The sequence below is a fragment of the Streptomyces rhizoryzae genome (assembly GCF_023155275.1).
Taxonomy (GTDB): domain Bacteria; phylum Actinomycetota; class Actinomycetes; order Streptomycetales; family Streptomycetaceae; genus Streptomyces; species Streptomyces rhizoryzae.
The window spans coordinates 160184-178175 of record NZ_JALMUV010000009.1 but is presented as its reverse complement, the minus strand read 5'-3'; the positions used below and the strand labels follow the sequence as shown (position 1 = coordinate 178175).

Here is a 17992-nt window from a genome sequence, read left to right as displayed (position 1 = left end):
CGCGCATGCAGATGATGGTGGTGATGAAGTTGACCGAACCGAGGATCGTGCCGAAGCCGGAGAAGGCCAGACCCATGATCCACATGTCGGCGCCGACACCCGGCGAACGCACCGCGTCCGACAGCGGGGAGTAGGCGAACCAGCCGAAGTCGGCGGCGCCCTGCGGGGTGAGGAAGCCGGCGACCGCGATCAGCGAGCCGAAGAGGTAGAGCCAGTAGGCGAACATGTTCAGCCGCGGGAACGCCACGTCCGGCGCGCCGATCTGCAACGGCATGATCCAGTTCGCGAACCCGGCGAACAGCGGCGTCGCGAACATCAGCAGCATGATCGTGCCGTGCATCGTGAACGCCTGGTTGAACTGCTCGTTCGACATGATCTGCGTACCCGGGCGGGCCAGCTCGGCGCGCATGAGGAGCGCCATCAGGCCGCCGATGCAGAAGAACGCGAACGACGTGACCAGGTACATCGTGCCGATGGTCTTGTGGTCAGTGGTGGTGAGCCACTTGACGGCAGCGATACCGGGTTGCTTCTTGCGTGCGGGCGGTGCTGCCGGAGCCGTTTCGGCGGCGGCACCCTGAGGTTCGTTGAGGATGCTCACTGGTTCTTGGTCTCCGCATTCCTGGCGTGGTCAGTCTGCTTGATACCCGCCGGCAGGTATCCGGTCTGACCCTTCGCCGCCAGGTCCTTCAGGTGCTGCCGGTACTTGGCAGGAGAAACGACCTTGACGTTGAAGAGCATCCGGGAGTGGTCGACGCCGCAGAGCTCGGCGCACTTGCCCATGAAGGTGCCCTCCTTGTTGGGGGTCACCTCGAAGACGTTGGTGTGGCCCGGGATGACGTCCTGCTTCATCAGGAACGGCACCACCCAGAACGAGTGGATGACGTCACGCGAGGTCAGCACGAACTGGACGGTCTCGCCCTTCGGCAGCCACAGCGTGGGGCCGGGGTTGCCGGTCTGCGGGTTGCGCGTGGCCGGCGTGCCGAAGTCGTAGACGCCCTCCGCGCCCTGGGGCGCGGACTTCTTCCACTTGTCCGGAACAGCGGCGAGTTCCGGAGAGTTGATGTTCGTGGTCGCCTTGTCGCCGTCCACGTTCTCCAGGTAGTTGAACGCCCAGCTCCACTGGAAGCCCACGACGTTGATGACGTGGTCCGGCTTCTTGGAGGTCTTGAGGAGCGCGCTCTCATCACGCGCGGTGAAGTAGAAGAGCACCGCGATGATGATGAACGGGACAATGGTGTACAGCGCCTCGATGGGCATGTTGTACCGCGTCTGGGCGGGTACCTCCACCTTCGTCCGGCTACGGCGGTGGAAGATCACGCTCCAGATGATCAGGCCCCACACCAGCACACCCGTTGCGAGGGCGGCGGCCCAGGAGCCCTGCCACAGAGAGAGGATCTTCGGCGCCTCGTCGGTGACGGGCGTTGGCATGCCGAGGCGGGGGAAGTCCTTGTATGTGCAACCAGTCGCGGTCGCCAGGACCAGGCCCGCAGCAAGCACCTGCGGCAGCTTCCGCCGCATCGGGCGCCGCGACGAGCGGTCGGAGCCGTTGGGACTCACGTAGCGCCTTCCCGAGAGTCTCGCCCGAGCGGTCGGCTGCGGCCTTACTCGCTGGTCGGTCGCCGCCCTGCGTCGGGCAGGGGTTTGGATGTTTATGCGGACCAAACCCTACTGGACGCTATTTGGGGTCGCGCGGGGAGGGTGCCCAACGCGCCGCGAGGCACCCCGATGGGGTGGCCGGGGCCAACGGAGGCGGCCGTTCCGGGGCCCGAACCCCGGGCTCGGGCGGGCATCTGACGGCCCGCCCGGCGGGCTCGCGGCCGGTGCTCTACCTTCTCGTACGTGCCCTACTTCGACGCCGCTTCCACCGCACCGCTGCATCCCGTCGCCCGGGAGGCCCTGCTCGCCGCGCTCGACGAGGGGTGGGCCGACCCGGCCCGCCTGTACCGCGAGGGGCGGCGGGCCCGGATGCTGCTGGACGCGGCGCGGGAGGCGGCGGCCGGCGCGGTGGGGTGCCGCCCCGACGAGCTGACGTTCACTCCTTCGGGGACGCATGCGGTGCACGCGGGCATGGCCGGGGTGCTGGCGGCGCGCCGGCGGGCCGGGCGGCATCTGGTGCACTCCGCCGTCGAGCACTCCGCGGTGCTGCACGCCGCCGAGGCGCACGCGGCGGCCGGCGGGACGGTGACCGAGGTGCCGGTGGACCGGACCGGCCGGGTGGCGGCCGGTGCGGTGGCCGGGGCGCTCGGCGGGGACACCGCGCTGGTGTGCCTTCAGTCCGCCAACCACGAGGTGGGTACCGAGCAGCCGGTGGCGGAGGTGGCCGCGCACTGCCGCGGGGCCGGGGTGCCGCTGCTGGTGGACGCGGCGCAGTCGGTGCCGTGGGGGCCGGTGGCCGGCGACTGGTCGGTGCTGACCGCGAGCGCGCACAAGTGGGGCGGGCCGCCCGGGGTGGGGCTGCTGGTGGTGCGCAAAGGGACCCGGTTCGCGCCCCAGGGGCCGTCGGACGAGCGGGAGTCGGGGCGCAGCCCCGGTTTCGGGAACCTCCCGGCGGTGGTGGCCGCGGCGGCCTCGCTGCGGGCGCTGCGGGCCGCCGCGGAGAGCGGGCCGGACGAAGCGGCGCGGCTGCGGGGCCTGGTGGAGCGGATCCGGGCCCGGGTGCCGGAGCTGGTGCCGGACGTGGAGGTGGTCGGCGATCCGGTGCGGCGGCTGCCGCATCTCGTCACCTTCTCCTGTCTCTATGTCGACGGGGAGGCGCTGCTGCACGAGCTGGACCGGGCCGGTTTCTCCGTCTCGTCCGGTTCGTCGTGTACGTCCAGCACGCTGACGCCGAGCCATGTGCTGCGCGCGATGGGCGTGCTGTCGGAGGGGAACGTCCGGATCTCGCTGCCGTACGGGACCGCGGAGGAGGACGTGGCGCGCTTCCTGGCGGTGCTGCCGGAGGCGGTGCGGTCGGTGCGGGAGCGGTTCGGGGTCCCGGCGGGTGAGCCGGCGCGCGGGGCGGCCGGGGCGGACCTGGCGGGTCCACAGGCGGCGGGTCCGCAGGCGGCGGCCGGGGTGGTGGTGGACGCGCTCGGGCGGCGCTGCCCCGTTCCGGTGATCGAGCTGGCGAAGGTGATCGGCGAGGTGCCGGTCGGCGGCACGGTGACGGTGCTCTCCGACGACGCGGCGGCCCGGCAGGACATCCCGGCGTGGTGCGCGATGCGCGCGCAGGAGTACGTGGGCGAGGAGCCGGCCGAACGCGGCGCCGCGTACGTGGTGCGGCGCCGCGTCTGAGGGCCGGCGGCGTTCAGGCCAGGTGGCCGCGGACCTCGGCGGCGGCGTCGTGGCCGTACGCCTTGGTGAAGCGGTCCATGAAGTGGCTGCGGTGCAGCTCGTACTCCTGGGTGCCGACGGTCTCGATGACCAGGGTGGCCAGCATGCAGCCGACCTGGGCGGCGCGCTCCAGGCCGACGCCCCAGGCCAGGCCGGCGAGGAAGCCGGCGCGGAAGGCGTCGCCGACGCCGGTCGGGTCGGCCTTGGTCTTCTCCTCGGGGACGCCGACCTCGATGTCGGGCTCGCCGGTGCGCTCGATGCGGACGCCGTTGGAGCCGAGGGTGGTGACGCGGGTGCCGACCTTGGTGAGGATCTCCTCGGAGGTCCAGCCGGTCTTGGACTCGATCAGGCCCTTCTCGTACTCGTTGGAGAAGAGGTAGGTGGCGCCCTCCATGAGGGTGCGGATGTTCTCGCCGTCCATCCGGGCGATCTGCTGGGAGAAGTCGGCGGCGAACGGGATCCCGCGGGTGCGGCACTCCTCGGTGTGCCGGATCATCGCCTCGGGGTCGTCGGCGCCGATCAGGACCAGGTCCAGGCCGCCGACGCGCTCGGCGACGGTGTGCAGCTCGATCAGCCGGGCCTCGCTCATGGCGCCGGTGTAGAAGGAGCCGATCTGGTTGTGGTCGGCGTCGGTGGTGCAGACGAAGCGGGCGGTGTGCAGGACCTCGGAGATGCGCACCGAGCGGGTGTCGACACCGTGCCGGTCGAGCCAGGCGCGGTACTCCTCGAAGTCGTTGCCGGCGGCGCCGACCAGGATCGGCCGGATGCCGAGCTGGCCCATGCCGAAGCAGATGTTGGGGGCGACCCCGCCGCGGCGGACGTCGAGCTGGTCGACCAGGAAGGAGAGGGAGACCGTATGCAGCTGGTCGGCGACCAGCTGGTCGGCGAAGCGGCCGGGGAAGGTCATCAGGTGGTCGGTGGCGATGGAGCCGGTGACTGCGATACGCACGACGGGTCTGCTCCTGCGGAGGGCGTGGGGTTGGCGGACGGAGGGCAACGCTACCGGGCGGGAGCGCCGCCATCCGCTCATTCCCGGACAGTCGGACAGCGGAAAAACACTCCTTAACAGGGCATTCTCCTCGGGTTGCGGGCAGCCGCACGTCCCGGCACGGGCCGGGCTGTGAGGGCCGTCACAGGCGGTGCGGGACGGCGGGACACGGCGGGACGGCGGGCGCGCGGGGAACCGTACGCGCCCCCGCCCCGTCCCATCGGCGACCACCCCCGGCGGGTGGCACGTCAGATGACCGGCGGAGCCAGAAGGAGCGAAGCGGTGAGCACCGAGGACACCCCGGATACCCAGGACACCCCGGCCGGCCCGAGCGGCACCACGCCCCCCGGGGACTCCGGCCCGGACCGGCGCGGACGGCGCACTCCCCTGGTGGCGGCGTCGGTGGCGGCCGCGGTGCTGCTGGCCGGCGGCGGCGCGGCGTACTGGGCCGCGTCCGCGTCGGGCGGCGGCACCGGGGCGGCGGGCGCGGCCGCGGACGGACCGCCGCCGCTGGTGCTGGACTCCGCGTCGATCGCGGTCGGCGAACCGGCGCCGCAGGGCGGCCACTACACGGTCGTGGGCACGCTCCCGCGGGGGCCGCGGACCGCTCCCGTGTACCGGCCCGCGGGCGAGGTCGGGCGGCCGGCCGTGGAACGGCTGGCGAAGGCGCTCGATGTGGCCGGAACGGTGCGCCCGGACGGCGCCTGGTGGACGGTCGGCGGGCCGGGCCCGGACGGCCGGGGTGCGACGCTGCGGGTCGGGAAGTCCGGGGCGGGCAACTGGACGTTCAGCCGGTACGGCGGCGGGGGCGGCACCAAGTGCCCGCTGGCGGAGGAGCGGCCGGGCTGCCCCTCGTACCGCGGCGGGACGGACGGACCGGGCGGTGCGGGCGGGGACGGCGGCAGCGGGCCGCTGTCCGAGGCCCGGGCCCGGCAGGCGGCCGCCCCGGTGCTGGCGGCGCTCGGGCAGCCGGGCGCCCGGCTGGACGCGCACCAGGCGTACGGCGCGGTGCGGGTGGTGACCGCCGACCCGGTGATCGGCGGGCTGCCCACGTACGGCTGGCAGAGCCGGCTCCAGGTCGGGGCGGACGGGCAAGTGGTGGGCGGCAGCGGGGAGTTGGCGACCCCGGCGAAGGGGGCGGAGTACCCGGTCCGGGACGCCCGGGCGACCTTGGCGGACCTGAACGCGAAGGGCCGGGTCCGGCCGCCGGCCGGCTGCCCCTCGGTGCCGACCTTCACGCACAAGGACGACAAGACCGCGCACCCCGGCGGCGGGATCGCGCCGTGCGAGCCGGCGCCGAACGGGCACCGGCCGGCGGACGAGGTGACCGGCGCGGTCTTCGGCCTGGCCGTCCGGTACGCGAACGGCGGGCAGGTGCTGGTGCCGTCGTGGCTCTACACGGTGCGGGCGCCGGGGGCCGGGAACGCGCCCGGGAACACCTCGGTGGTGGCCGGGACGGCGGTGGACCCGCGGTACCTGCGGGGCAGCGGGCCGGCCGGGCCGCGGCCGTCGGAGCCGGGCACGACCGCGATGGCGCTGTCCGGCTACACGGTGGCCGGCGACGGCCGGACGCTGACCGTCCACTTCTGGGGCGGGGTGTGCAGCACGTACGAGGTCAGCGCCCAGGAGTCGGCCGGGGCGGTGCGGGTGGCGGTCACCGGCAAGGAGAAGCACCCGGGCCAGATCTGCGTGAAGATCGCCAAGGACTTCACCAAGACGGTGCCGCTGGCCCGGCCGCTGGACGGGCGGAAGGTCGTGGACGCCTCGTCCGGCGCGGCGGTGCCGCTGCGGTGACCCGCGGGCGCGTACGGCGGAGGCGGCGCCCCCCGATGAGGGGGCGCCGCCTCCGTACGCCGTGCGCCGTGGGCCGGGGCCCGGTCAGCTGAAGGAGTCGCCGCAGGCGCAGGAGCCCGTGGCGTTCGGGTTGTCGATCGTGAAGCCCTGCTTCTCGATGGTGTCGACGAAGTCGATGGAGGCGCCGCCCAGGTAGGGAGCGCTCATCCGGTCGGTGACGACCTTGACACCGTCGAACTCCTTGACGACATCGCCGTCGAGCGAGCGCTCGTCGAAGAAGAGCTGGTAGCGCAGGCCCGAGCAGCCGCCGGGCTGGACCGCCACCCGCAGCGCGAGGTCGTCCCGGCCCTCCTGCTCCAGCAGGCTCTTAACCTTCGACGCGGCCGCGTCGGACAGGATGATGCCGTCGGTGACGGTGGTCTCGTCCTGAACGCTCATCTACATCTCTCCCGGGTTGTACGGACCGCTTGCCTTTGGTTGCGAACAGCTGCAACCGCCGGCGTCCCGGATTAATTCCGGCTGCGCGTGATCTGTCCTTCTCTTCCCTTCATGCTCGCACACCGGCCGCGGGACACCTCGGGCCGACCGGCCGGACGAGGGGCGGCCGGGCCCGGCGGCTGGTGCGTCACATCGACACTATGGCCATCGTCAAAGTGACGTGAAGCGGCTATGATAGATAGCGTCAAATAGACGAAAAGGCGGTGCCGCCGCGCATCCCGCCGTCCCGCAGAGACCGTCCGCAAGGACTTTCCGCAGAGAAGAGAGGGTGCGTGTCGTGACCACCGCCCAGCCCCTGGACGTCCAGCCGACCCCGCTGGCGCTGCTGCTCCTCGGCCGCGAGGCCGACCCGAGGAGCGAGCGCGGCGTGGAGTGCCCCGGTGACCTGCCGGCGCCCTCCGACCCGGACCTGGTGGCGCGCGCCCGCGCCGCCAAGGCCAGGCTGGGCGAGAAGGTCTTCGTCCTCGGGCACCACTACCAGCGCGACGAGGTCATCGAGTTCGCGGACGTCACCGGCGACTCGTTCAAGCTCGCGCGGGACGCCGCGGCCCGGCCGGACGCCGAGTACATCGTCTTCTGCGGTGTGCACTTCATGGCCGAGTCGGCCGACATCCTCACCGGCGACGGCCAGCAGGTGATCCTGCCGGACCTCGCCGCGGGCTGCTCGATGGCCGACATGGCCACCGCCGAGCAGGTCGCCGAGTGCTGGGACGTGCTCACCGAGGCCGGCGTCGCCGAGCAGGTCGTCCCGGTCTCGTACATGAACTCCTCGGCGGACATCAAGGCGTTCACCGGCCGGCACGGCGGCACGATCTGCACCTCCTCCAACGCCGAGCGGGCGCTGGACTGGGCGTTCGAGCAGGGCGAGAAGGTGCTGTTCCTGCCCGACCAGCACCTGGGCCGGAACACCGCCGTCCGGGACCTGGGCATGTCGCTGGACGACTGCGTGGTCTACAACCCGCACAAGCCGGGCGGCGGCCTGACCGCCGAGGAGCTGCGGGCGGCGAAGATGATCCTGTGGCGCGGCCACTGCTCGGTGCACGGCCGGTTCTCGCTCGACTCGGTCAACGACGTCCGCGCCCGCATCCCCGGCGTCAACGTGCTCGTCCACCCCGAGTGCAAGCACGAGGTCGTGGCGGCGGCGGACCAGGTTGGCTCGACGGAGTACATCATCAAGGCCCTGGAGGCCGCGCCGGCCGGCTCCAAGTGGGCCATCGGCACCGAGCTGAACCTCGTCCGCCGCCTGGCCAACCGCTTCGCGCCCGAGGGCAAGGAGATCGTCTTCCTCGACAAGACGGTCTGCTTCTGCTCGACCATGAACCGCATCGACCTGCCGCACCTGGTGTGGGCGCTGGAGTCGCTGGCCGACGGCAAGGTCGTCAACCGCATCCAGGTCGACAAGGAGACCGAGCACTTCGCCAAGCTGGCGCTGGAGCGGATGCTGGCGCTGCCGTAGCGGCGCCGGGCCGCCGGGCGCGGTACGGCGGGCGGGGCGGTCCTGCGGGGCCGCCCCGCCCGCTGTCCGGGGCCGCCGGCCGGTCAGCCGGTGTACTCGACCGTCACCGGCGCGGAGTTGTTCTCCTGGTCGGGGTCGGTCCGGGGGTCGGACGGTGCGAAGACCGTGCCCCGGGCGCCGTCGACCCGCTTGTCGATGCGGACCGTCAGGGTCGTGCCGTACTGGCCCCAGGGGCAGCGGGCGCCCCCGTCGGCGGGCTCGCAGAAGGTCATCTCGCTGGGGCGGTCCTGCGGATCCACCCGCACCGCGCGCACGCCCTCGGGGAGCACCACCCGGACGTCGCCCTCCCCGTAGTTGCGCGGCCACGGCACGGTGACCTCGACCTGCGCGCCGACCGCGCCCTTGATGGTGAACGGGACGGCCTGGACGTCGTTGATCCGGTCGGTGTCGAAGGCCACTTTGCCGCTCGCCAGCTCGGCGTTCCAGTTGCCGGACGTCCGGAAGTCGTCACCGCTGCCGTCCACCGGGCGCAGGCCCAGCGCCGCACCGGTGCCCCGCACGGCCGAGGGCGGCAGGATGTGCGCGTCGGAGAAGCCCTCGTCCCACCGGTCGTGGGCCCGGTACACCGTGTAGGTGAGGTCGCCGTGCATCGCGTCCGCGCCGACCACCCCCGTCAGCGGCCCGGCGGTCTCGTACGCCGTGCCGGCCCGGAGCGGTCCGGGGAAGGTGCACTCCGCCCGGGTGGGCGCCACCGGCTTGTCGTAGCGGCAGTTGCGGTACTCCGGGCGCAGCGTGGCGTCGGTCGCCACGATCTTGACGAGGACGTCGTCGTCGACGTCGGTGTCCCCCTGGTTGCCGAAGGCCGGGGTCAGCCGCACCTCGGAGCCCTGCGGCACGCCGGTCAGCGGTTTGTCCTGGCGCGCGGTGAGCCGGGGGGCGCCGATGACGACGGCGGCGGTGCGCCGGACGGTGGGGGCGTTCGCGCTGGTCACGGTGATCTCCATGGGGCCGGCGGGCCCCTTCGGCGCGTCCGGCAGCGCGTCCACCTGGAACGGCGTGAAGCCCGCGCCCAGCTCGACGTCGCCGATGGAGCAGGTGAGCCGGTCGCCGGACCGGGCGCATCCCCACGGCTTGTTCACCCAGCCGACCTTCGCCTTGCCGCGGAAGGCCGAGAGGTCGAAGGCGACCTTGACGTCCTTGACGACGGCCGGGTCCTTGCCGGGCGCCGCCCCCGTCGCCTGGAGGAAGAACTGGTACTCGGTGGGGTGGTCCGCCGGGCCGGAGCCGGTGGGCCGCGGGAGGTAGTAGGTGCGCAGGGCGTGGGTGATCTCCAGGCCCGGCCCCGAGGACCGGGCCGCCGAGGGCTGGGTGGCCGCGGGGCGGGGTGCCGTCCCGGAGACCTGCCGCACCGGCACGGGGGCCGGCTTCGCCTCGGCCGTGGCGGGCGGCGCGCCGCAGGCGACGGCCCCCAGCACCAGAACGCCCCACAGGGCGGCGGCCTTCGGTCCCGGCCGGGGCCGCCGCACACTCGCTCGTAATCCGTTCATGGAAGTCCAGACCGCGCGGCGGCCCGAACGGTTGTACGAGGCGAGGCAATCGCCCCTTGCCGGATACCCGGCACCCCTCCCCCACTGCCCCGTGAGAGAGCCAGTGACCAGGAGAAACAAGACCCGGCGCCTCTTCCTCTTTCGCGGGCCGGCGCGGGAACCTCGTGAGCGGGGGATGCAGGGAAGCGGAAACGGACGGACCCGGCGCTACGCCGGGGTCGAGGAGGCTCAGGGACCGTGAACAGCGCAGCGCAGGACCGGTCGGCGCCCGCGGCGGCGGACGGCGGCTGGTACGTGGACGACAGGTGCACCAACTGCGATGTCGCGCGGCAGCTCGCGCCGGGGCTGATCGCGGAGGTCGGCGGCCGGTCGGAGGTGGTCCGGCAGCCGCGCGGGGCGGCGGAGGAAGCGGCGGTGCGGGCGGCGGCGTTCGCCTGCCCGACGCGTTCGGTGCGGCCGGCCGGCGGCAAGCTGGACGCGCAGGGGGACCCGTTCCCGCTGGCGCTGGACGGCACGGTCGCCCTGTGCGGGCACAACTCCCGGCAGAACGCGGGGGCCAACGCGTATCTGCTGCGGCGCCCGGACGGGACCCGGATGATGATCGACACCCCGCGGTACGGCGAGGAGCTGGCCACCCGCTTCGAGGCGGCCGGGCCGGTGACCGACGTGCTGCTGACCCACCGGGACCACGCCGCGCACGGCCGCCGGTACGCCGACCGGTTCGGGGCCCGGCTGTGGATCCACGAGGGCGACCTGGACGCGGCGCCGGACGCCGACCGGGTGCTGCGCGGCACCGCGCCCGAGGAGATCGCGGCCGGGGTGGTCGCCCATCCGCTGCCCGGCCACACCCGGGGCAGCGTGCTCTACGTCGCCGACGACACCTACTGCTTCAGCGGCGACAGCTTCTACTGGTCGCGGGCGGACGGCGATCTGGCGGTGGCGGACAGCGTCACGTGGTACTCCATCACCGAGCTGGCGGCGTCGCTGGCCCGGACCGCGGACCGGCTGCGGTTCGCGTGGGTGCTGCCCGGGCACGGCGACCGGATGCACCGGCCGGTGCCCGAAATGGCGCGCCGGATGCGGGAGTTGGCGGCCCGTACGGCGGCCCTGCGGCCGCGGCCGGTGGACTTCACCGCGGTGCGGTGGTGAGGACCGGCGGCGGGCCCGGGTGAGGCCGTCACCGGCCCCCGTCACAGCAGGGCCGCGGCGGTGCCCGCCTCCAGCTCGGCGGCCAGCAGGTCGACCACGTCGCGGAGCCGGCCGCGCCGCCGGTACGCGGCGCGCTGCCGCTCCGCTCCGCCGCCGTCGCGCCGCAGCCGGTCCCAGACCCGCTGCACGAAGGGCAGTTCGCCGGTCTCCGCGAGGGCCGGGGCGGCCCGGTCCAGGAGCCGTACGGCCAGTTCCTGGGCGGGCCGCAGCCGGCCGGTGACCGGGTCCAGTCCGGAGCCCCGCAGCCCGTCGCGGGCGGCCCGCCAGTGGGCGGCGCGCAGCACCGGATCGCCGATCTCCGGGGCCGGCGCGCCCTTGCGGATGTCGGTCAGCAGGACCCCGGCCAGGGCGCGGGTCAGGCTGGCCAGGAACAGCACGGTGTCCAGGTCGGCGTTGACGTCGGGGACCCGGATCTCCAGGGTGGGCCAGCGCTCCGAGGGGCGGGCGTACCAGTAGACGAGCTTCCGGTCCATCAGCATGCCGGAGGCGACGAGGGTGTCGACCAGGCCGGCGTAGGCCGCCGCGTCCCGGAACGGCGGGGTCGGGCCCACGTGCGGCCATCGTCCGAAATGGAGCGCCCGCCAGCCGGCGAAGCCGCTGTCCCGGCCGTCCTGGAAGGGCGAGTTGGCGGCGAGCGCCTGGAGGACCGGCAGCCAGGGGCGCAGGTGGTTGCAGAGCTGGACGGCCTCCTCGCGGTCCGGCACGAAGACATGGACATGACATGCACAGACGCCGGTGTTCCGGTCGCCGGTGACCAGCGGGGCGTACCGGTCGGCCATCGCGTGGTAGCGCGGCACGTCGGCGATCTCCGGCGCCCCGGCGAACGGGATGACCGGCGTGCCGGAGGCCACCACCCGGCAGTCGGCCTCGGCGGCGGCCGCGACCAGCCCGGCGCGCAGCTCCCCGAGGTGGCGGCGCAGCTCCTCCAGCGTGCTGACGGGCGGGGTGCGGGTCTCGACCGTCGTGGTGAAGAGTTCGGCGCCGACCTGCTCGCCGAGGTGCGCCCGGGCGCGTTTGAGGACCTCCGGCGCGCGGGCCACCGTGGCGCGCGTCCCGCGGTCGGCGAGGAAGAACTCCTCCTCGACACCGAACGTCGGCGGGTCCCCGGACAGCGGGCGGCCGCGCTCTGCTTCCGTGCGGGGGCCGGTAAGTCTTCGGCCTTCCGGTTCCAACGTCACGATGCGGCAACCCTTCCGGCCTGGTCGGACAACTCAGCGGTCTGGGCGGACAACTCATCGATACGGGGAGCCCGATGATAAGGGGGCCGGTGCGGCCGTGGGGGTACGCGGCGCCCACCGGGGGCCGGGGGCGGCGGCTTCCGGCCACCTCGCCGCGGTGCCCGCGACCGGCGCCCGCGCGCGAGCCCCCGCGGCCGCCGGTCGCGGCCACGGGGGCTCGTCGGTACCGTCCGTGCGCCGGACGCCGGGGTCAGACCCCGGCCGGCTCCGGGGTGCGGCCGGCGTCCGCGGGGGCCGCCGGGCCGCCGCCCTTCCCGGCCCGCTTCGCCGCCTTCTTCGCCGCCCGGCGCTCCTTGCGGAGCTCGATGATCGCGTAGAGCGTCGGGACGAGGAGGAGGGTGAGCAGGGTGGAGGTGATCAGACCGCCGATCACGACCACGGCCAGCGGCTGGGAGATGAAGCCGCCGTCGCCGCTGAGCGACAGGGCCATCGGCAGCAGCGCCATGATCGTGGCCAGCGCGGTCATCAGGATCGGGCGGAGCCGGTGCCGGCCGCCCTCGACGACCGCCTCGACGACGCCGTAGCCCTGGGCCCGGTACTGGTTGATCAGGTCGATCAGGACGATGGCGTTGGTGACCACGATGCCGATCAGCATCAGCATGCCGATCATGGCCGGGACGCCCATCGGGGTGCCGGTGGCGACCAGCAGGCCGATCGCGCCGGTCGCCGCGAACGGGATGGAGATCAGCAGGATCAGCGGCTGGACGATCGACCGGAAGGTGCCCACCAGGAGCAGGAAGACGATCGCGATGGCCGCCAGCATCGCCAGGCCGAGCGAGGAGAACGCGTCGGTCTGGTCCTGCGAGACACCGCCGATGGTGGCGGTGGCGCCGGCCGGCAGCTTCAGCGACGTGATCGTGCGCTGGAGGTCGGCGGAGACGGCGCCGGTGTTGTCGCCGGTGGGCTTGGCGGTGACGGTCGCCGAGCGGGCGCCGTCGATCCGGGTCATCCGCACCGGGCCGGGCACCGTCTTGACGGTGGCCAGGTCGCCGAGCCGGGCCGTCCCGGACGGGGTCGGCAGCGGCAGATCCGTCAACTGCGCCGCGGTGGTGGCCGGGTGGGCCGACTTGATCACCACGTCGCGCTCGGTGTCGTCCAGGACGGCCTTGCCGCTGGGGGTGCCGCTGACCGCCTGGGCGACGGCCGCGCCGAGCGTGGCCTGGGTGTAACCGGCCGCGGCGGCCTTCTCGTTGGGCGTCACGGAGATCCGCGGCACGCTCTGCGCCAGGTCGCTCTGCACGTCGGTGACGTGGTCCAGGCCCGCGACGGCCTTGCGCACCTGCTCGGCGGCGCGCTGGAGGACGCCCGCGTCGCCGGCCTTGACGACCACGCTGAGGTTCTGGTTGCCGAAGCCGCCGCCGCCCGCGGCGACGGTGGTCTCGCCGGCGGCCGGACCGAGCCCGGCCAGCCGGGACCGCAGGCGCTCGGTGGCCTGCGCGGAGTCCGCGGAGCCCGTCAGCTTGACCTGGTAGCTGGCCTGGTTGGCGCCGGAGCCGCCGCCGAAGGCCGCCATGATGCCGGCGGAGCCGACGGTGACCTGGTAGTCCGCGACGTCCTTGTCGGCCGCGAGCACCCGCTCGACCCGCTTGGCCTGCGCGTCCGCCGCGCCGAGGCTGGTGCCCGGCTTCAGCTCCTGCTTGATGCTGAGGGTGTCCTGCTTGCCCTGGTCGAAGAAGTTGGTCTTCAGCAGCGGGCCCATGCCGAAGGTGCCCGCCAGGATCACCACCGCGATCAGCAGGCTGACCGCGCGGCGGCGGGTGGCGAACCGCAGCACCGGCACGTAGAGCCGCTGGAGCGCGCTGCGGGTCTCCTTCTCCTCGGCCGCCCGGCGCAGCTCCTCGGGGTCGGTGCCCTCGGGGAGCTCGGGGGCGCGCAGGAACCAGTACGACAGGACCGGCACCACGGTCAGCGAGACCAGCAGCGAGGAGAGCAGGGCGACGGTGACGGTGATGGAGAAGGAGCCGAAGAGGGCGCCGACCATCCCGCCGACCACACCGATCGGGAGGAAGACCGCGACGGTGGTCAGGGTGGAGGAGGTGATCGCGCCGGAGACCTCCTTGACGGCCGTGAGGATGGCCGTGCGGCGCTCCTCGCCGTAGCCCAGGTGCCGCTTGATGTTCTCCAGGACGACGATCGAGTCGTCGACGACCCGGCCGATCGCGATGGTCAGACCGCCCAGGGTGAGCATGTTCAGGGAGAGGTCGCCGGTCCACAGGACGATCAGCGTGATGACCACCGACAGCGGGATGGACACCGCGGTGACCAGCGTCGAGCGCAGGCTCAGCAGGAACACCAGGATCACCACGACCGCCATGACCAGGCCCAGCAGGCCCTCGGTGGTCAGCGACTCGATGGACTTGGAGACCTGCGGGCCCTGGTCGGAGGCGATGGTGACGCGCGCGCCCGGGCCGAGGTCCTTGCGGATGGCGTCCAGCTTGCCCTTGACCGCGTCGGAGATGGCGACCGCGCTGCCGTCCTGGTTCATCGTCACGGTGACCGAGAGGCTGGGCCGGCCGTCGGTGCGGGTGATCGAGGTCGGGGTGGCGGTGGCCTCCTTGACCGTGGCGACGTCACCGAGCCGGACCGGCCGGCCGCCCTGGCCGCCGCCCATCGCACCGGCCGCCGGGGTGACCCTCAGGTCCGCGATCTGCTGCACCGAGGTGAAGCCGGCGCCGACCTGCACGGTCCGGCTCTGCCCGCCCTCGGAGAACGCACCGGCCGGCACCGAGGTGCCGCCGGCCTGGAGCGCCTGGCCGAGCGCGGCGGAGTTCAGGCCCGCGGCGGCCAGCTTCTTCTCGTCCGGGGTGACCGCGACGATCCGGTCCTGGACGCCGCTGACGCTGACCTGGCCGACGCCGTCGATGTTCTTCAGGTCCGGGACGACGCTGCGGTTGAGCTGATCGGCGAGGGTCTGCTGGTCCTTGGAGGTGGAGGAGACGGCCAGCACCACGGTCGGCAGGTCGTCCGTCCCGCCGGAGACCACCTGGGGGTCCACGTCCTTGGGCAGCTTCGCCCGGGCCCGGTTGACGGCCTGCTGGACGTCGGTGACCAGGCGCTTTACGTCGTTGCCGTAGTCGAACTGCGCCATCACGACACCGGAGCCCTCGCTGGAGGTCGAGGTGACGCTCTTGATGCCGTTGACCGCCTGGATGCCGTTCTCCAGCGGCTCGACGACCTGCTTCTCGACGACGTCCGGCGAGGCGCCCTGGTACGGGGCGATCACCGACACCATCGGCAGGTCGATGGAGGGCAGCAGCTGCTGCTTGAGCTGGGGTATCGCGATGGCGCCGAAAGCGATCGCGACGATCGACATCAGCGCTATCAGGCCCCGTTGTACGAGGCTGATTCGGGACAGCCAGGACATGGGTAGGGGTCTCTCTCTTCTGTTCAGAACAGCGGGTTCCGCGGGCGGGCACGGCGGCGGGAGCCGTCCGCGAGCCCGGCGGCGGGGCCGATACCGGCCCACCTACCACCTTCCGCCACCGCCCGGCCGGTTTTCCTCGCTCGCAGGTCGGTTTCCGGCCGCCGCCCGTACCGCGTCCGCAGTACGGCGGGCTCCACCCGCACTGCACCCCTGGGCGTACGGGCCGCCGCCCCGCGTCAGTGCGCCCGGGGGCGGACCAGTCCCGACTCGTAGGCGACGACGACGAGTTGGGCCCGGTCGCGGGCGCCGAGCTTGGCCATCGCGCGGTTGACGTGGGTCTTGACGGTGAGCGGGCTGACGTCCAGCTGCCCGGCGATCTCGTCGTTGGAGAGCCCGCCGGCCACCAGGACCAGCACCTCGCGCTCCCGGCCGGTGAGCGCGGCCAGCCGCGCCGCGCCCGGGCCGTCCGGACCGTCCCCCTCCGGCCCCTCGCCCTGGGCGAGGAAGCGGGCGATCAGGCCCTTGGTGGCGGCGGGCGACAGCAGCGCCTCGCCGCCGGCCGCGATCCGGATCGCGTGCAGCAGCTCGTCCGGTTCGGCGCCCTTGCCCAGGAAGCCGCTGGCGCCCGCCCGCAGCGACCTGACCACGTAGTCGTCGACCTCGAAGGTGGTCAGGATGACCACCCGCACCCCGGCCAGTTCCGGGTCCTGGCAGATCATGCGGGTGGCGGCCAGGCCGTCGGTGCCGGGCATCCGGATGTCCATCAGGACCACGTCGGGGCGCTCGGCCCGGGCCAGTTCGTACGCCTGCGCCCCGTCGGACGCCTCCCCCACCACCCGCATGTCCGGCTCGGAGTCGACCAGGATGCGGAACGCGCTGCGCAGCAGCGTCTGGTCGTCGGCCAGCAGCACCTTGATGGTCATCCCGTCGCCCCCACGCTCATCCCGTCTCACCGGTGCGCGCGCCGCCCAGCGGCAGGGTGACCCGCACCTCGAAGCCGCCCGCCGCGCGGGGGCCGGTCTCGACCGTGCCGCGCAGTGCCTGCACCCGCTCGCGCATCCCGATCAGACCATGCCCGCCGCCGCGCTCCGGCACGGCCCCCTCCGCCGCGGCGCCGCGGCCGTCGTCGAGGACGGCGACGGTCAGCGCGGTGCCGGTGTGCGCGATGCGCACGGTGGCGCGGGCGCCGTCGCCGGCGTGCTTGCGGACGTTGGTCAGCGCCTCCTGGACGACCCGGTAGGCGGTCAGGTCCACCGAGGCGGGCAGCGCCGGCGGCGGCCCGGGCGGCAGCTCCACCCCGACCGGCAGACCGGCCCGGACGAACCCCTCGATCAGCTGGTCCAGCACGCCGAGGCCCGGCGCGGGTTCGGTGGGCGCCGTCGGGTCGTCGGACTGGCGCAGCAGCCCGACCGTGGCGCGCAGCTCCTCCAGCGCCGAGCGGGACGCCTCCCGGACGTGCGCCAGCGCCTGCTTGGCCTGGTCGGGGCGGTTGTCCATGACGTGCGAGGCGACGCCGGCCTGGACGTTGACCAGCGCGATGTGGTGGGCCACCACGTCGTGCAGCTCGCGGGCGATGCGCAGCCGCTCCTCGGCGACCCGGCGGCGGGCCTCCTCCTCGCGGGTGCGCTCGGCCCGTTCGGCGCGCTCCCGGATCGCGTCGACGTAGGCGCGGCGGCTGCGGACCGCGTCGCCGGCCGCCGCGGCCATCCCCGTCCAGGCGAGGATCGCGAGGTTCTCCTGGGCGTACCAGGGGCGGTGGCCGAAGAACATCGCGGCGGCGGTCAGCCCCACGCAGGTGAGCGCGCCGATCCGCCAGGTGGTGGGCCGGTCGGTGCGGGAGGCGACGGTGAACAGCGCGATCACCGCGGCACCGGCGACCGGGGCGCGCGGGTCGCCGGACCGGGCGACCAGTTCGACGATGGTCAGCGAGCCGGTGGCGGCCAGCACCGTCCGCGGCAGCCGGCTGCGCAGCACCAGCACACCGGAGGCGAGGGCGGCCAGCACCACGGTGGTGGCCGTCAGCTGGCGGACGCCGAGCCGGGGCAGCTGCCCGCCGTGGCCGTGCGGCCCGGCCACCGCACCGCACACGATCGCCACGAACGCCACGGCGGCCAGGGCCGCGTCGAACGCGAGCTGGTGCGTCCGGTGCCACTGGCGGAGGCGGGCGACGCGGGAGGCGTCCTGGGCTGAGGCGGTCACGGGGGAACGGTAGCGCCCCGGTCCGCCGGGGCGGGCCGGGGCGCTGGCCGTAGTGCGCTGGGTGTGCGGGGTCCGGCCGGGTCAGCCGGGGATCAGGCCGTCGTCGCCGAGCATGTCGCGGACCTCGCCGAGCGCGGCATCGGGGGCCGGGAGGATCAGCTCGGAGGGTTCCAGGGCGTCGTCCGGCAGCGGGGTGCCCAGGCGGCGGACGGCGTCCAGCAGGGCCCCCAGGGTGCGCCGGAACCCGGCCTCGTCACCGCTCTCCAGCTCGGCGAGCAGTTCGTCGTCCAGCTTGTTGAGCTCGGTGAAGTGGGCGTCGTCCAGCTTCACCTGCCCCTCCCCCATGATCCGTACGATCACGACGGTCTCCCTTGTTTCCGGTCGGGC

Annotated in this window: 14 protein-coding genes; 4 read left to right on the top strand and 10 right to left on the bottom strand. The window is 73.7% G+C overall.

Features of this window, described 5'->3' with window-relative positions; all coding sequences use genetic code 11:
- Both MUU72_RS10800 and ctaC read right to left on the bottom strand, forming a co-directional pair.
- Positions 1–598 (bottom strand): cbb3-type cytochrome c oxidase subunit I (locus tag MUU72_RS10800; protein ID WP_248012961.1); only part of this gene is annotated, 598 nt, incomplete at its 3' end.
- The gene (gene ctaC / locus MUU72_RS10795) at positions 595–1557 is read right to left on the bottom strand and encodes an aa3-type cytochrome oxidase subunit II (protein WP_248012960.1); all 963 of its coding nucleotides are present in this window, start codon (positions 1555–1557) and stop codon (positions 595–597) included. The genes ctaC and MUU72_RS10800, both read right to left, overlap by 4 nt.
- A 282-nt stretch (positions 1558–1839) precedes the next feature.
- Between ctaC and MUU72_RS10790 the strand changes: the two genes are divergently transcribed.
- Positions 1840–3273, top strand: coding sequence for a cysteine desulfurase/sulfurtransferase TusA family protein (locus MUU72_RS10790; protein ID WP_248012959.1), 1434 nt, complete (start codon positions 1840–1842; stop codon positions 3271–3273).
- 13 nt (positions 3274–3286) lie between these two features.
- On the opposite strand, the gene MUU72_RS10785 is transcribed toward MUU72_RS10790, so the two are convergent.
- Positions 3287–4261: a carbohydrate kinase family protein gene (locus MUU72_RS10785; RefSeq protein ID WP_248012958.1), complete on the bottom strand. Its 975-nt coding sequence runs from the start codon at positions 4259–4261 to the stop codon at positions 3287–3289.
- 321 nt (positions 4262–4582) lie between these two features.
- Here MUU72_RS10785 and MUU72_RS10780 point away from each other — a divergent pair, with 321 nt between their 5' ends.
- Complete coding sequence (locus tag MUU72_RS10780) at positions 4583–6094, top strand: hypothetical protein (protein WP_248012957.1); 1512 nt, start codon at positions 4583–4585, stop codon at positions 6092–6094.
- Positions 6095–6178: 84 nt separating this feature from the next.
- On the opposite strand, the gene erpA is transcribed toward MUU72_RS10780, so the two are convergent.
- Positions 6179–6532 (bottom strand): iron-sulfur cluster insertion protein ErpA, encoded by a 354-nt coding sequence (gene erpA / locus MUU72_RS10775; RefSeq protein WP_018539634.1) that lies wholly within the window; start codon positions 6530–6532, stop codon positions 6179–6181.
- Between the two features lie 337 nt (positions 6533–6869).
- Between erpA and nadA the strand changes: the two genes are divergently transcribed.
- Complete coding sequence (gene nadA / locus MUU72_RS10770; RefSeq protein ID WP_248012956.1) at positions 6870–8048, top strand: quinolinate synthase NadA; 1179 nt, start codon at positions 6870–6872, stop codon at positions 8046–8048.
- An 83-nt stretch (positions 8049–8131) separates the two neighbouring features.
- Here the strand turns inward: nadA and MUU72_RS10765 are convergent, their stop codons facing one another.
- Positions 8132–9595: a hypothetical protein gene (locus MUU72_RS10765; RefSeq protein ID WP_248012955.1), complete on the bottom strand. Its 1464-nt coding sequence runs from the start codon at positions 9593–9595 to the stop codon at positions 8132–8134.
- Positions 9596–9832: 237 nt separating this feature from the next.
- Here MUU72_RS10765 and MUU72_RS10760 point away from each other — a divergent pair, with 237 nt between their 5' ends.
- Positions 9833–10744 carry a 4Fe-4S domain-containing protein gene (locus MUU72_RS10760; RefSeq protein WP_248012954.1) on the top strand — a complete coding sequence of 304 codons (912 nt, stop codon included), beginning with the start codon at positions 9833–9835 and terminating at the stop codon, positions 10742–10744.
- A gap of 41 nt (positions 10745–10785) precedes the next feature.
- Here MUU72_RS10760 and MUU72_RS10755 read toward each other — a convergent pair whose 3' ends face one another.
- The 5 genes from MUU72_RS10755 to pspAA all read right to left on the bottom strand — a co-directional run bounded on the left by MUU72_RS10755 (position 10786) and on the right by pspAA (position 17965).
- On the bottom strand, positions 10786–11982 hold the full coding sequence (locus MUU72_RS10755; RefSeq protein WP_248012953.1) for a carboxylate-amine ligase: 1197 nt from the start codon (positions 11980–11982) through the stop codon (positions 10786–10788).
- Positions 11983–12232: 250 nt separating this feature from the next.
- Positions 12233–15406, bottom strand: a complete 3174-nt coding sequence (locus MUU72_RS10750; RefSeq protein WP_248012952.1) for an efflux RND transporter permease subunit — start codon at positions 15404–15406, stop codon at positions 12233–12235.
- A gap of 236 nt (positions 15407–15642) precedes the next feature.
- Positions 15643–16329 carry a response regulator gene (locus MUU72_RS10745; RefSeq protein WP_248012951.1) on the bottom strand — a complete coding sequence of 229 codons (687 nt, stop codon included), beginning with the start codon at positions 16327–16329 and terminating at the stop codon, positions 15643–15645.
- A gap of 16 nt (positions 16330–16345) precedes the next feature.
- A complete protein-coding gene (locus MUU72_RS10740) occupies positions 16346–17605 on the bottom strand; it encodes a sensor histidine kinase (RefSeq protein WP_248012950.1) in 1260 nt (419 codons plus the stop codon).
- Between the two features lie 81 nt (positions 17606–17686).
- The gene (gene pspAA / locus MUU72_RS10735; RefSeq protein WP_248012949.1) at positions 17687–17965 is read right to left on the bottom strand and encodes a PspA-associated protein PspAA; all 279 of its coding nucleotides are present in this window, start codon (positions 17963–17965) and stop codon (positions 17687–17689) included.
- Between the last annotated feature and the right edge of the window lie 27 nt (positions 17966–17992).

Bases quoted from the DNA above. Each gene is read 5' to 3' on its own strand.
- erpA (WP_018539634.1), bottom strand. From the start codon at position 6,532: ATGAGCGTTCAGGACGAGACCACCGTCACCGACGGCATCATCCTGTCC.
- MUU72_RS10765 (WP_248012955.1), bottom strand. From the start codon at position 9,595: ATGAACGGATTACGAGCGAGTGTGCGGCGGCCCCGGCCGGGACCGAAG.
- MUU72_RS10750 (WP_248012952.1), bottom strand. From the start codon at position 15,406: ATGTCCTGGCTGTCCCGAATCAGCCTCGTACAACGGGGCCTGATAGCG.
- MUU72_RS10745 (WP_248012951.1), bottom strand. From the start codon at position 16,329: ATGACCATCAAGGTGCTGCTGGCCGACGACCAGACGCTGCTGCGCAGC.